Source organism: Candidatus Binatia bacterium (assembly GCA_029248525.1).
Lineage (GTDB): Bacteria > Desulfobacterota > Binatia > UBA12015 > UBA12015 > UBA12015.
In genome coordinates this window covers 119,026-133,239 of the sequence record JAQWJE010000008.1, presented here as the reverse complement: position 1 = coordinate 133,239, position 14,214 = coordinate 119,026, and the positions used below count along the sequence as shown (strand labels likewise).

The window sequence follows — 14,214 nt, the reverse complement described above, 5'->3', positions numbered from 1 at the left end:
TCCCAATGGCCACGCTTTTCCTGACGGCCCCGATGCGCCGTCACGCCGGAGGCGCGGAACGGCTCGAGGTCATCGGACCGACCGTGCGCGAGGCTCTGGAGCAAGCCGAGAAACGCTACCCGGGCATCACCGCAGACCTCTTCGAGGGGAATGACCTGAGGGCCGGATTCACGATCGCCATCAACGATACGATCGTCGACCATCCGCTCGCGAGTCTGCTCGAGCCGACCAGCGAAATCTATATCGTCCCCGCCATGGGCGGAGGCTAGTGCAAAGCGAGAGAAATTCCCGAAACCAACAACATTCCAACCAGAGCAGCGAGGGGAATACTCCGTGACTCTCGCGCCGCATAGGCAGCCGGCAAAAGGCTGGTCGTCCCCAGATAGAGAAAGACGCCGGCAAACCAAGCCAAAGCCAAGCCCAGCCATAAAGGCGGAATCACAATCATACTCTGCAGCACCCAACCCAGAGGCGGCGCCAAAGCGGTCAGAGCAATCATGAGTCGAGTGGCACCGACACTCTGCTCGGTGCCACGCATAACCCCGGCAACGGTCACTCCATCCGTCAACTTGTGAACAAGAATGGCGATCGAAATTGTCCAACCCACAGCAGCCCCGAGATAAAACGCCTGACCGATCGCCACGCCATCGATGAATCCGTGGAGGGCAATCCCCGCGGCGCCCCAAAGCCCCGTCTGGTGCCCGTGGGAATGGTGAGAAGCCGGGCCCTCAGCACCCGGCTCGGCATTCTCGATCAGGAAAAATGCAAAAAACCCTGCAACAACGGCTAAATACGCCATATGCCCCTCCCCTGCGACATCTGTGGATCTGAGGATATCGACGGCGTCGGGCAGCACGAGCAGGATAGCGGCACTGATCAAGGTCCCTGCACAAAAGGCGACGATCCACGCTCGCCAGGCATCCAGCCGAAGCGCGGCCAGTCCACCCGCGAGGGCGACCAACCCGGCCAGAATTGCAAGAATGGGTGCTGCCATGAAGACCTCAATACCCACCTCGCCGCCAACTGTCACATGACCGATCAAAAAGTCCGGGAGCCGCTGCCCGGTCAGGAACTCGAGCAGGGCAACTTCGGCCATGCAAAAAGCCCAATCCCATCGATGGTCTCGCCTGTCGATTCGGCCCTCAGCTGGTGAAGAACCATTGCAAAGCAAGCGCTGCTCATGAGACAAGATCATCCAGAGCCCCCTTGGAGGGTGGCTGAACTACCTCGAGGCGCCCAATTCCCATGAATTCAGATCCTTTGCCCAAAAGCTCAGCCCAATCGCTGCTGCGCGCAAGAGCCCTGAACGAAAGTCCCGGGAGGCTTCGGTCAAAATATTCGGAGGAATGCTGATGAACCCATCGCCGCTCACGGCCGATACCATGCGCAACCTCGCTCTCTCACAGCCGGATGCATGGATGACGCGCGTCATAGCCATCACAGTTTGCCTGACGCTTTTGGGTACCGTGCTCTTTCTCGTCCAGCGCGGTCGATTGCGCGAGGAGTATTCCCCGATCTGGATTCTCGTATCGACGGGGATGCTGATCGTCACCGGCTCGCTGGAGGTTCTGCGACAACTCACGGAAGCGATCGGAGCTTGGACACCAAGCTCGACGCTGTTTTTCTTCGGTCTGCTTTTTCTTCTCATCCTCTCTCTGAATTATGCTGTCCGACTTTCCGGGATGAGCCTGCAGATCAAATTACTTGCACAAGAAGTTGCGCTGCTTCGGCAGCAAAAAAACGCCAACCAATCGACAGAGGCGCCCCGGGACTGATGACTCCAATCCCGCCCCACAAGCGCCGCGCGCTCGGGAAGAACTTTCCCCGGCTCCGTAGCGATCATCCGGGCTCTTGTCTCTGGATGGGGCTTGCATGCCTCCTCTGGATGACCACGACCGCATGGGCTGTGGTCCCGACTGTGCCGGCTTTTGATCTTGTCGGCCTTGTCGCCGGTGATGAGCAACCTCAAAAAAATGTCGAAGCCGTCATGCGGGGGGCTCACGGTCAGACCCGGACGGCTGTGCGCATGAAAATTCCGGCGGCAGCCGGCTACCCGGTGAAAGTCCCGGAGAATGCGATCCTCCAATTCGGAATCAGCGCCTCTGCCCTCGTCTTTGCCGTTGAGTCGCCCGAGCTCTCGCAACCGGTCACCGCGAGAATATGGTTCGATGACGAGTCCGGAAGCGAGGTCATCTATCAGCGCCGCATCAAGCTGAAAGACCGGAGTGAAGATCGAACCTGGTTCGACGAGAAGGTCGACCTCGGAAAACTGGCGGGACGAAGCGGCACGCTGCGCTTCGAGACGAGTTCCGAAGTTGTGGAAGAAGCCGAGATCTCGGTTGTGTACTGGAGTACACCCCGAATCACCCAAACCCGAGCCTCCCTCGACTCGCCCAACCTTCTTTTTATCACGATCGATTGCCTCCGGGCAGACCACGTGGGTGCCTACGGCTACCCCCACCCCACGACACCAACCATCGATGGTCTTTCCGAAAAGGGAATCCGCTTCGCGCACGCCTATGCCAATGCGCCGATGACCCTGCCGTCGATTCCGCAGATCTTTACTTCGCAACTTTTTCCCAGTCGGGACGAACCTCTTCTGACCGCACCTTTCAGTGATGCAGGAATCCCGAGTGCCGCCTTCATCAACAATGCGTGGATTCCATTATGGCTCAGTCAGGGAGCGCATGCCGATCCTCCCGGCACCTTCGACCGTATCATCAGTGGCGCGCTGACCGCCGACAATATCACGGATCAGGCTCTCGCGTGGCTGTCCGACCATGAGCAGCATCGCTTCGCGCTCTACCTGCACTTTCTGGATGCACATACGCCCTACCGCCCACCGGCTCGCTGGCGCGACGTCTTCGTCGACAAGAATTACCGCGGCCCCGTCGGCGACACCTTCAAGGATGACAAAGGCGCGGCCGCCGGAAAATACAACGCGGCAGATCAAAAGAAAATCATCGCACTCTATGATGCCGGCATTCGCTATATCGACTCGCAGATCGACCGACTCCTGCAGGAACTCAAGAGCAAGAAAATCTTCGATGACACACTGATCGTCATTTCCGCCGATCACGGCGAAGAGCTCTGGGACCATGGCAGCTTTTTTCACGGGCAAAGTCTCTACGAGGAATTGCTGCATATTCCTCTCGTCGTGAAGCTTCCTGGCGGGGCCGAGAGTGGCCGCGTCGTCGAGCGGACGGTACAGGGTATCGATCTCGCGCCCTCCATTCTCGACTGGATGAACCTGCCCTCACCCGATCAATTCCAGGGCGAGAAGCTCGGGCGGACGCTGGATCAGACGCCCAGGGATTTCATCGCTACAGCCACACAAGCGCAATTCCCGACCCGCTATGCCATTCGTCGTGGCCATACAAAAATTGTCGAAAGCCTGAATGCCGCCGAGGTCGAGGGGTATGACCTTGAGGCTGACCCGGGAGAGGCTTACGCGACTCTCCCCGAGGGCACGACCACTGCGGAATTGATGCGTGACCTGCGCCAGGCCCGAAGCATCCTCCGAGAGCGAGGCTTCCAGATGCAAGTCACGGGCGCAGACAATCGCGAAATAGAGATCGAAATGAGCAGTGCGCCGGTCTCCGCCACGTTCCTCACCCTCGACCGTCGTGGCGAAAAAGGGGTCCTGCAATTATCTCCGGACGGACGCCGGCTGCAGATCCGAGGGCCCGCCACCGGATTCGGGCTGCGCTTTGATCGCCTCAAGGACTCCAACAATCTCGGGAACAGGGATCTGGTCGCATTCAGTGACCGCAATGCCGCGGGCAAGAACACCCCCTTGCGCATTTCGCTCGGGGCCTCGGGGAAACGGTCGGACGCCGCCACCGTCGACCTCAATAGCGCGGACCTCGAGAGTCCGTCCGAGCCACCTTGCGACAAACCCGAGCGCGGCATTCATCTATGCCTCTGGCATTACCCCGGCGAGAAAGTCAGTGCCCTGCCCGAAATCAAGGACCCAGCTCTGCGTGAGCGTCTGCGCGCTCTGGGCTATATCCAATGAGCGCCCCCAGCGACCATTCCGCCCGAGGCGAGATCCACGGCCCCCCCCAACCTCTGCCCAGGCTGCTGATGGCGGCTCTCGGGTTATTTTTCTCATTTTTTCTCGTTGAGGGGATCGCCCGCATTCAGGGCCCGAACGTCTGTGCCGACGGAGAAAACTATCTTCTCCAACCAGATGCCGACCTCGGCTGGACTTTCCGTCCCGGATTGACGCTCACGCTCGACCCCTGCGACGGGGCGGCATGGAGCGCTCCAGTCACGATCAACGCCAGTGGCCTGGCTGATCAGGAATGGCCCCTCGAGAAACGTGCGGAAGAAGTCCGCGTTCTTCTCCTCGGAGGCCAATTGGCCGACGGGATCGGTGTGGCACGGGGCGACCGACTTTCCGTTCGGCTGGCGCATCTGGCAGACCAGAGGCGAGGTCAGCGCGTCTCTGTCATCAATGGGCAGATTCCCGGCTACAGTATTGCCCGACAGGAAAAACTTCTGGAAAAGCGCGGGCTGGCTTTCCAACCCGATATCGTCGTTCTGGTGCTCGACCCGGTCGGCGCGCTGCGCGACGAAGGCACCATTGCCCTGGCCCAGACCCTGCCGCCAGCTTCCGGGCTTCTGAGCAATTCGGCGATTCATGCCTGGTGGACAGGGACACCGCAGCAAGCCGGATCGAGGAGCGCACGCCTCTTCCCTCCTCCTCTGAAACGGTCACAGGCCGAAATTGCCGATGCGCGGGCGCAGGCCCTCTCGGGGGTTCGCACGCTTGCCGACCGGGCAGCGGATGCGGGTGTCGGTTTCGCCATTCTTGTCGCCCCGCCTTGCCCCGACGCCCCCTACCAAACAGACCTTTGTGACCAGCTCGAGAATATTGCCCCGTGTATGGATTTAGGGGGTTCGTTTACCAGTATCCGCCAAACCACCACCAAGCCGCTCGAACTCTGCATTGACGGGCTCGGGCGCTGGGGGCGCGATGGGCATTTCCTTGCCAGCCACGCGCTATGGACCCTTCTGGAACAATCCGCGCTCTGGCCGAAAGGTGTTGTGCGGGGATACCGGCTGTGACAGCCGACCTTCAAATTTGGGCCGACGGCCAACTACATGACCTCCTGACGGGCGTTTGGGAAACCCGGCATAGCCTCTTTGCGCGCTTTGCTCTCTATGGCGCCGTGCTCGCATCACTGGGCATCGTCCTGGCGCCATTGCAGCGGCACCTTCGCGAGTGGGGCGTCGTCATCCTTTCCCTTGTCGCCCTGTACCTCCTGGGCTCCGGCGCAATGACCATCAGCGCCGTGGGGTTCTCGGTGGCACTCTGGCTGGCGGTCGAGCGATGGCCAGGCCGGACCGGTACTCTGGTGTGCTGGACCCTGATCGTCGCGCTGGCGGCCTACCCCTGGCTCCTGCCCGCCGAGCTTCTTGTGGGCAACACCAGTCAAATGAGGGAATTCTGGGCATTTGCGAGTAATGTGTGGCTGCTGCGCTGTATTGCCTATCTCGTCGACCGCCGCTCCGGGAAACTCGCGCGGCGATCGCTGCGCGAGTTTCTTCTCGCGACACTCTTTTTCCCCACCTTCGTCAACGGCCCGATCGAGACGACCGAACAGATGCGGGACGGACGGAACCATGGGCCGGCCGTCGCCAACTGGTCGGAGTTCCGGAGCTATCTGCGGACGCTGGCCCGAAGCAGCGCGCGCTTTCTGCTGGGAATCCTGAAGGTCCTTTTCGCCACGCTCTACCTGGGCATCGACAACGACACGATTTTCGCAACCAGCGGCTCGGCCTTCAGCCACCCTCGCCTCTGGCTGTGGCCGGTCGAGCTCTACTTCACTTTCTATATTACATTCTCCGGTTGGACCGATATCTCCATTGCTCTCGGCAGGATTCTGGGATGGGATTTGATCGAAAACTTTGATCGTCCCTGGCAATCGCGATCCGTCGCCGAATTCTGGCGGCGCTGGCATATCTCTTTCGGAATCTGGCTGCGCAATTATGTCTACATCCCTCTCGGCGGAAACCGCCGTCACCCCAATCTGAATGTTCAAGCGACATTCCTGGCGAGTGGCCTCTGGCATGTCTGGGGCGCACTGAAGGCTCTGGGGGTGACCGGCTATCCACCGGAAGCGTGGATCGGATTTATACTTTGGGGATTCCTCAATGGAAGCGCTGTGGCTGCGGCACGCTTCTGGAACAACACATCCGCTCTGGACTCCTTGCGCGAGCGACTGCGTCGAGGCCTGCCCTCGATCGTGCGCCACCGCGCAGCGCAGGCAATGGCCTTTGGATTTGTCGCTCTTGCCTGGATTCCCTTTTTCCTTCCACCCTGGATTGGTATCGAAAACTGCTGGAATATCCTGCGTCGAATGGTCTTCCTCGGATGAGCAACGAAAACTCGGATAATTTCCTCGACCAGCAGCGAGAATACTTCGAGGCTGCGGACGAGACCCACTTTGCGTGGCAAACCGGTGCGACCACCTTTGCCGCCCGCGAGCGGAGTCTGCTTCGCGATCTCCTGAGGGAAAGCGCCTCGCCAATTCTGGAGGTCGGCGCCGGCGAGGGAGGCAATCTATTTCACTTGGTCGAGCAGTATCCGGGCGGCAAGAACTGCTTCGGCCTGGACGCCTTTCTGCCCAAACTTCAGTTTGCGACGACGAAAGTCGAGGGTGCGCTATGGACAGCGGCCGATGCCGGTGCCCAACCCTTTGCCGATAACACCTTTGCGACGGTGCTGATCCGAGACGTCCTGCACCATCTGGAGGACCCCTTCGCGACACTCGAGGAAAGCCTGCGCGTGCTGCGGCCGGGCGGCACCTTTGTGCTGATGGAACCCAACGCGCACAACCCGCTGATCCGCCTGCAAATGGCTCTGGTGAAAGCCGAGCGCGGGGCCGCCCGTTCCACCGAGCCCTGGTTGCGCGAACAGCTCAGTCGCCTTCCTCTCGAGGGCGTACATCTAGAATCAGCGGTGCCCTTCCCCCTCGATCGGGTCGTCTTTCACCCTCAATTCGGATGGCCCGCTCTGGCCGGCAACAACTGGCTCCAAAAAGGGCTCGATGGAATCGAGACCGCCGTCGGAAAGGCCCTCGGCCCTGCGCGCTGGTCCTACTGGACCGTTCGCGCGACCAAGTCGGCGAAATGATGCCCTAGACCGACGGGTCCTCTTATGAGAGAAGAACCTGCAGGATGCGGACGCTGGTAATTACACCGACCTACAATGAACGAGAAAATCTCGAATTGTTGGCGGCTGCGGTCCTGTCCCAGCCCGGTGATCTCGAGTATCTGATCGTGGATGATAATTCTCCGGACGGGACCGGGGATCTCGCCGACCAGATTGCGGAGCGAGAAGAGCGCTTTCATGTGATGCACCGGGCCGGAAAACTCGGGCTCGGCTCGGCGTATCGGGAAGCCTTTCGCAGAGCCCTGCAGGAGGGATACGACGCCGTCATCTCGATGGATGGTGACTGGTCCCACGACCCCTCCTACCTGCCGCAACTCGCGCAGGCTGCGGAGAATGCCGATCTGGTCATCGGCTCGCGCTACCTGAACGGAATCAGCGTTGTGAATTGGGAGCTATCGCGGCTCATCATGAGCAAATTCGCCAATGGCTACGTCCGCACCATCACAGGCCTGCCGTTTCAGGACGCGACAGCAGGCTTCCAATGTATCCGTCGCGAAGCTCTCGAAGCGATCGATCTCGATTCGATCACGACTGACGGATATTCATTTCTCGTGGAGTTGAAGTATCGGATGCATTACGCAGGGATCACCGGCGTTGAGGTGCCCATCATCTTCACCCAACGGCGTGCCGGAGCCTCCAAAATCTCCAAAGCCGAGATTCTCCGCTCCATGCTGACGCCCTGGCGGATGCGACTCGGTCTTTGGCAATAGCGCCCGGATTGCCTTCCCTGCTCGCCAGTTTCCGGTCAAAAACCTCTCCGAGAAGCTTTCCGGAGGATAATTCCTCTAAAACATCGTTCACAAGCTGTTTCGCGTATTGACAGACGAGTCATCGTACCGGATTCTCTTTCTATGCGGGTACTGTTCTATTACCGAGGTATTGAGAACATGGGGGTGGGCTATTGCATGTCCATGCTCAAGGCCCACGGGCATGATGTGGACCTGATTTTCGATCCCGGCCTCGACGACAACCTGTTTATCAAATTCCCGCATCTCGCCTGGATGAACAAACATCAGGAACTGCTGGATCGGGCCAAGGGTTTCAAACCCGACCTGATCGCGATGGGCTGCCTGACCAATCTCTATCCCTTCGCGAAGGTGATGGCCGAGAAGCTCAAGCAGACCATGCCGGAGGTGCCCATTCTCATGGGAGGACACCACGCGCAGGCACTGCCGGGATGGCTGCTGGAGAACGATCCCAACATCGACATGGTCTGTCTGGGTGAAGGCGAAATCGCAATGCTGGAGCTCTGCAATCGCATGGAGCGCGGCGAAGACTATACCGATGTACCGACACTATGGATCCGCCGCGACGGTCTGATCCACCGCAACCCCATGGGGCCGCTCGAGAACGACCTCGACACCCTGCCCTTCCCGGAAAAACAGCTCTGGTACGAATACGGCTGTTTCAAGGACAATCTTGAAGTCTTCACCGGGCGCGGTTGCCCCTTCAAATGCACCTTCTGCAACATCCATTACCAACGGTCGATCTTCAAAGATCAGGGAGACTTCCTGCGCAAACGTTCGATTCCGAACGTGATCGAGGAACTCAAGCAGAATCTGACAAAATACGATGTGAAATACGTCTCGGTACACGACGATAATTTCACCACGAACCCTAAATGGGTCGAAGAATTCTGCGAGCATTACCGCAAGGAAATCAACCTTCCCTGGTACTGTTTCGGTTACCCGACAACGTTGCGCCCGAAGCTGGTCGAGGCAATGAAGGCGGCCAACTGCCATACCGTGTTCATGGGAGTCGACTCCGGGGATGCCGATATCCGGCGCCATCTGATGGAACGTCCAATGACAGACGAACTCATCAAGAACGCTGCCAAAAACGTCCTCGACGCCGGTATCGGCTTGCAGGCTTCCTGTATCTACGGAAACCCCGGCGAAGAACCGGAGCAGATGTTCAAGACGCTATCGATGATCGACGAGATCCAACCGTCGCAATCCTCGGCTTATGTCTTCTACCCGTTCCCCAAGACAAAGATGTACGACGCATCTGTCGAGATGGGCTACCTCGATGAGGAAGGTGAAGAGAAGGTCCGCCAAGGCATCTCCGGCTATCATCACGAGTCGATTCTCAAGCACCCCCACAAGGAGCTTGCCGAAACATTGGCCAAGATCACCCCGGTCTATGCTCGCTCGCCGAATTTCATGAAACCCGCGATCCGCTGGATCATTCGCCACCGAATGCGGCGTCTTGCGGCCATGCTCTATTTGATCCTGATTCCCATCACCTTCCCCTACCTCGGGGTCGAAGGGATCAAGGTTACGGTCCGTATGGCATGGAAAGCGATTAGCGGCGCTCGAGGCAAATCCTCGACTCCAGTGCCCGAGGCCGACGAGACACAGCAGGCAGCTTGACCGGAATAATCCTGCCGGGAACCTCTCTGCCCGTTTCGACTCGATGCATCTCACGCTGCATCGTTCTCAGGGAGGACGAACCTCCGAGGCTTCCAGGAGCCGAGTGCGGCACCATTGAGTGTTTCGCATCGCTCGGGCTTCAGAGCCGCTCTGATCTCGGCGCGGCTCGGGCGATCATCCCGACATCATCAGATCCAGTGACGAGGGAAACGCCCGACAAAGAGATCTCAAGGAGAGCTCGACGATTCCAACCGGAAGAGTTGCACGTGACCGCGCAGCTCCTGGATCCGCGAGGGGGGTGCGTCGTTCTCGGGCTGCAAGCGCCGCATCCGAGGTTTCCATTCGCGGACCGGAACCAAACTCCAATCCCGGAGTAGCTCCGCCTCGGCCATCGTGACCGGGGCAGGCCCCTCCGAAGCGAAATCTCCTCGCAGGTAGTACACTTGTTTTTCGCGCAGCAGAAGTTTTCGCAGCGCGGGCGGGTGCTCCTTGACCTCCTCTTCGCGGACGACCAACGTCGCTGGTCCGCCTTCACCCAGCCAGACGGCTGCAGCGAGGTGCGTCCAATCCAGCGGCCGTGCGACCAGCAGCAGAGCGTCTGCGGGAACCGCAGACGCGATCTCGGCAGCCAGACCGCTCGCCCCTCTTTGCAGAGGCCGACCGGCCAGCGGTTCAAGCATGGGGAGGGCAACCACGACACCCACAAGGATGAATGCCCCCGCAACACGCGCTGCCCGCCGACTCCGCAAAGCCAGGGCGCTCGCCGCCATCAGGGCCAGCAGAGGCAAAACCGTCGTGACCAAACGCCGCGACGCCCAGATCTGCTCCACCGAAACGCGACCGAAGAACACCTGGTCCAGCGACTGCAGGAGCAAAGCCACCTCCAGTCCACCGAAAGCGAGAAACCCGGGCGCCCCCATCAGAAATGGAATCCAGAGAATACCCGGAAGGTACCAGCCCAGAGCAGAGAGGACCGGGAATTCATTTTGCCCCGGCGCCAGAAAAATCAGCAGCAGCCAGCTGACGCCGATCAAGGCAGACATGGATCGAACGCCCAGCCCTTTGCGTTTTTTCTCAAGACGCAAGGTCATGAAGCCCAGAGCCATAAAGCCAAGTGCGAACAGCGTCGGCAACCCGTAACGCAAGATCGGAATAGCCACATAGCCGTCGTTATCGACAAGATAGAAGACCGCACGTATCGGCACCGAGTAAGCGAGGGCCAGAACCTTCAGAATCCGGTTCGTATAATCGGTCGGCAGCAGCATCAAATCGGCAAGAGCTTGCGCGACCCCCAGCCCGAAGATGATCCATGCCAGTGGTGGCAAAATCCGCATCCGCGTCGGCAGGATCGCCCGACACAGGAACAAGGCTGGAATGAAGATGAAAATCTGCTCAAGCCGAGCCATGGCCGCAACGCCGAGCGACAGCCCGCAAAGGATCGCGAGGAGCCAACCCCCAGGCGCTCCTCGCTCCCGATTTGCCAATCGGGCAACGAAAACAGCACCCCAAACGAGGGCCTGCGTCAGAATTTCAGGCATCAGGAAACGCGCAAAGAAATTTTGCGGCATCCACGACGCCAGCAAGGCCATCGCTGCCGCGGCCCCGAGCCATCCCGCCTGATCCTGCGCCAGAAGTCCGATGGCCCACAGCGCCAGAAAGGCAAGTAGTGGACCCAGCATCAGAATCGCGGACAACCCGCCACACCAATCGGCAAACGCGATCCAGACGATCAGCAGGTGAGAAAAACTCGGGACTGCCGAGACAGCCCTCTCATCGGGAACGACCAGGCCTCCCGGCAGACGAGAAAATGAAACTCGAAACGTGGAAAAACTGCCAATCGAGAAAAGGGCCGAACGCTCGACCGCGTCCATTCCTGCCAATCGGGGATCGGTCACGCGGATCGTTCCCTCGCGAGCCAGGTGGCGTCCCGCAGCCTGATAAAGACTCCCATCCTGAGAAATCAACGCTGTATCGATACCCGGCAGGAACGTCAGACTCGCGAGCAGCGCCAAAATCGGAGCCGCCGACTGCCCTGAGGCGAATTTCGCCCTGGTTTGCCACAACGTGCCCAGAAAAACCCCAAGACCAGCCACCAGCATCGGGGCGGCAGCCCACCGCTCCCACTCCATCAGAAGCATGCCAACCCAGGACGCCGCACAAAGACCCGCCAAAGCTCCGAGAAACACCGGAATCATCGCAGGCTCGACTCCGGCCGGGGTTCTCGTCGAAAGGCCATGATAAACGCATTGCCTCGATCAGGGACACGAAAGCGTGACTGCCCCCATGTTGATTCCCCGAATCGGCGCAGCAAGGCACCACGCCGCCCTCCGAGAGCTCGACTCAACTGGAAGGAGAAATTCCGCAAGGAGACCTGACGGCCGATATGGCCCACCCCAAGCGCATCACCAAAGCCGACACTCCTTGCCAGCTGTGCAAGATTCGCCTGCGAGAAAAAAACCAGATGCTGTGGAGGATCGAAGAAGTACCAACGTTGTTGTGCCAGTCGAGCCAGCAACGCCTCGGTATCACCAGTCTCCACGACGAGCAGACCACCCGGTCGCAACAAACGCGCGGCCTGCTGCAGGGCGACCCTCGGGTTTTCAAAATGCTCAAGGACATCGAACATCGTGACAACATCGAAACTTTCGTCCGGCAAATCGACCGACTCGATCCGACCTGTCTGCAGTTCGGCGCCGAGCTCCCGACGCGCGAATGCGGCGCAGTCTGCAGCTGGCTCCAGACCCTGTGCGGCGAAGCCGGCCCGTGCCGCGAGGTGAACAAAAAAACCGTAGGCGGCCCCCACATCCAGAAGGCGCCCCCCTGCCGTGAAGGATTGCAGCCAGACAAGACGGGCGGCGAAGTTTGCCTCGATCAGGTCGCGATCCGCGACGTAAGCGGCATAGCCGTTGACGGAGGACTCGGAAAAATAACTGGCATCATAGTCCACAGTGTCCGGCAGCGGGTCCGCAACCGAGATCACGCCGCATTCCCTGCATGTCACAAAAGAGAAGCCTCGCTTTTGAAACCGGGGATCGGTCGACCCATCGCAGGCGCGACACAGCGCTGCAGCCTGAGCAACAAATCCACCTCCCTGCAATCCCATGCAGGGTGTCTATCTGGACAACTCCGGCAGGTCGAGCGCTCAGGCTTCCCGGAGGCGCGGGGCCAAAGCAAATTCAAGAATGGGGGGGGTCAGGCAGCGGAACCGACAGGCACCGCGGGATCGCGACGTCGGGCAATCGCTACGACCGAAAGGCCGATGGGCAAATTGAGCTTGCGCTCCAGTCGAAAGAGGGGCACCAGACGGTTGGCCAAACGAGCCTGCATTCCGGGAACCGAGGTACGACGTAAAATTCTTCCGTTCAGGAACCATCCCGGGGTGGACAAGGCATTGAGCATGAAATCGTTTTCCAGAGAAAAGCCTTCCCGCTCGAGCAAGGCCCGCAATGACGGACGCGCGTAGCGGCGGAAGTGTCCGATCGCCGAATCCATCGCCCCGAAGAGAAACTGGTGGGCGGGCACCAGCAGCACCAGACGACCATCGTCCTCGAGGACTTCGCACATTCGCCGCAAGGCGGCCCCGTCGTCCTCGATGTGTTCGAGAACATTCAGGCAGATTACCGTATCATAACGCTCCGCAGCCACGTCCGTCGGCACCGGCTTGTCCAGGTCGAACATACGGGCACGGATCTGCGGGTCGTGTTCGAAGCGACGCTCCAGCAGTTGCAGGTACTGACTATCGAACTCGGTGGCACAGACCCGATCTCGCCCGCGCAAAAATTGGGTAATCGTTCCCGTTCCGGCACCCACTTCCAGAACTCGCTGCCCCACATAGGGCGCGATCAACTCAAACAAGAAGGCATTATAACGATCCAGAACCGCCATTCGACGAAGAGTGGCATGAAGCGGATCGGAAGCCTCTCGGTCGTCCACCAGGGCGCAGCGAAACATCGTATAGACTGCGGAAACCGCGTCCTTCCAACCGATCTTCTTGCCCTCCGAATAGGATCGTCCGCTATAGGAAATGGGCACTTCGTAAATCCGCGCCCGCAAACGAGCGAGCTTGGCGGTAATTTCGGGCTCGATCCCGAAACGGCGAGACCGCAGAACCATATTCTCAACGAGCTCCCGGCGCATCGCCTTGTAGCCGGTTTCCATATCGGTCAGGTTCAGGTTGCAAAGCATATTGGACAGCAAGGTCAGCAACCGATTTCCGACCGTATGCCAGAACATATGCACCCGCCGGGGATACCCGGCAAATCTGGACCCGTAGACGGCATCCGCGCGCCCATCGTAGAGCGGTAGGAGCAATTTCTCGTAGTCTTGCGGGTCGTACTCGAGGTCGGCGTCCTGCGTCAGGAAAATATCTCCGGTAGCGGCGGCAAAACCGGTTCGAAGGGAAGAACCCTTCCCCTGATTGATTTCGTGCTGCAGGAAGACAATCCGCGGCAGGTCGCGTGGGGCATCGACCTGCAGCGCCGGCCAGTTTTCGGAGTCCTGCTGACGCAGCAGTTCCGCTGTGCCGTCGCCAGAGCAATCGTCGACGATTACCATCTCGTAGACTTCAGGGTGGTGGGCCACACGACGCAATAATTCAAGAATCGTTGCGTGCTCATCATACACGGGGATGATCACGCTGAGAGTCATTGCTTCATTCAT

The 14,214-nt window shown here is 59.5% G+C and carries 12 protein-coding genes; 8 read left to right on the top strand and 4 right to left on the bottom strand.

Features of this window, described 5'->3' with window-relative positions:
* The first annotated feature begins 5 nt into the window (after positions 1-5).
* Positions 6-269 carry a MoaD/ThiS family protein gene (locus P8K07_01235; protein MDG1957144.1) on the top strand — a complete coding sequence of 88 codons (264 nt, stop codon included), beginning with the start codon at positions 6-8 and terminating at the stop codon, positions 267-269.
* On the opposite strand, the gene P8K07_01230 is transcribed toward P8K07_01235, so the two are convergent.
* A complete protein-coding gene (locus P8K07_01230) occupies positions 266-1,096 on the bottom strand; it encodes a ZIP family metal transporter (protein ID MDG1957143.1) in 831 nt (276 codons plus the stop codon). The genes P8K07_01235 and P8K07_01230 overlap by 4 nt on opposite strands.
* 256 nt (positions 1,097-1,352) lie before the next feature.
* On the opposite strand from P8K07_01230, the gene P8K07_01225 reads away from it, so the two are divergent.
* The 7 genes from P8K07_01225 (at position 1,353) to P8K07_01195 (ending at position 9,555) form a co-directional block, all read left to right on the top strand.
* On the top strand, positions 1,353-1,775 hold the full coding sequence (locus P8K07_01225) for a DUF2304 domain-containing protein (protein ID MDG1957142.1): 423 nt from the start codon (positions 1,353-1,355) through the stop codon (positions 1,773-1,775).
* Between the two features lie 86 nt (positions 1,776-1,861).
* Positions 1,862-4,018 carry a sulfatase gene (locus P8K07_01220; GenBank protein ID MDG1957141.1) on the top strand — a complete coding sequence of 719 codons (2,157 nt, stop codon included), beginning with the start codon at positions 1,862-1,864 and terminating at the stop codon, positions 4,016-4,018.
* Positions 4,015-5,073: a hypothetical protein gene (locus tag P8K07_01215; GenBank protein MDG1957140.1), complete on the top strand. Its 1,059-nt coding sequence runs from the start codon at positions 4,015-4,017 to the stop codon at positions 5,071-5,073. The genes P8K07_01220 and P8K07_01215 overlap by 4 nt, the downstream gene beginning before the upstream one ends.
* Positions 5,070-6,386 (top strand): MBOAT family O-acyltransferase, encoded by a 1,317-nt coding sequence (locus P8K07_01210; protein ID MDG1957139.1) that lies wholly within the window; start codon positions 5,070-5,072, stop codon positions 6,384-6,386. Before P8K07_01215 ends, P8K07_01210 begins: the two co-directional genes overlap by 4 nt.
* Positions 6,383-7,144 (top strand): class I SAM-dependent methyltransferase, encoded by a 762-nt coding sequence (locus P8K07_01205; protein ID MDG1957138.1) that lies wholly within the window; start codon positions 6,383-6,385, stop codon positions 7,142-7,144. Before P8K07_01210 ends, P8K07_01205 begins: the two co-directional genes overlap by 4 nt.
* 44 nt (positions 7,145-7,188) lie before the next feature.
* Complete coding sequence (locus P8K07_01200) at positions 7,189-7,893, top strand: polyprenol monophosphomannose synthase (GenBank protein MDG1957137.1); 705 nt, start codon at positions 7,189-7,191, stop codon at positions 7,891-7,893.
* Between the two features lie 177 nt (positions 7,894-8,070).
* Positions 8,071-9,555: a radical SAM protein gene (locus P8K07_01195; GenBank protein ID MDG1957136.1), complete on the top strand. Its 1,485-nt coding sequence runs from the start codon at positions 8,071-8,073 to the stop codon at positions 9,553-9,555.
* A gap of 227 nt (positions 9,556-9,782) precedes the next feature.
* Here the strand turns inward: P8K07_01195 and P8K07_01190 are convergent, their stop codons facing one another.
* From P8K07_01190 to P8K07_01180, 3 genes are all read right to left on the bottom strand, one after another.
* Positions 9,783-11,750, bottom strand: coding sequence for a hypothetical protein (locus P8K07_01190; GenBank protein MDG1957135.1), 1,968 nt, complete (start codon positions 11,748-11,750; stop codon positions 9,783-9,785).
* Positions 11,747-12,658 (bottom strand): class I SAM-dependent methyltransferase, encoded by a 912-nt coding sequence (locus tag P8K07_01185; GenBank protein MDG1957134.1) that lies wholly within the window; start codon positions 12,656-12,658, stop codon positions 11,747-11,749. The genes P8K07_01190 and P8K07_01185 overlap by 4 nt, the downstream gene beginning before the upstream one ends.
* A gap of 89 nt (positions 12,659-12,747) precedes the next feature.
* On the bottom strand, positions 12,748-14,214 hold the full coding sequence (locus P8K07_01180) for a glycosyltransferase (protein ID MDG1957133.1): 1,467 nt from the start codon (positions 14,212-14,214) through the stop codon (positions 12,748-12,750).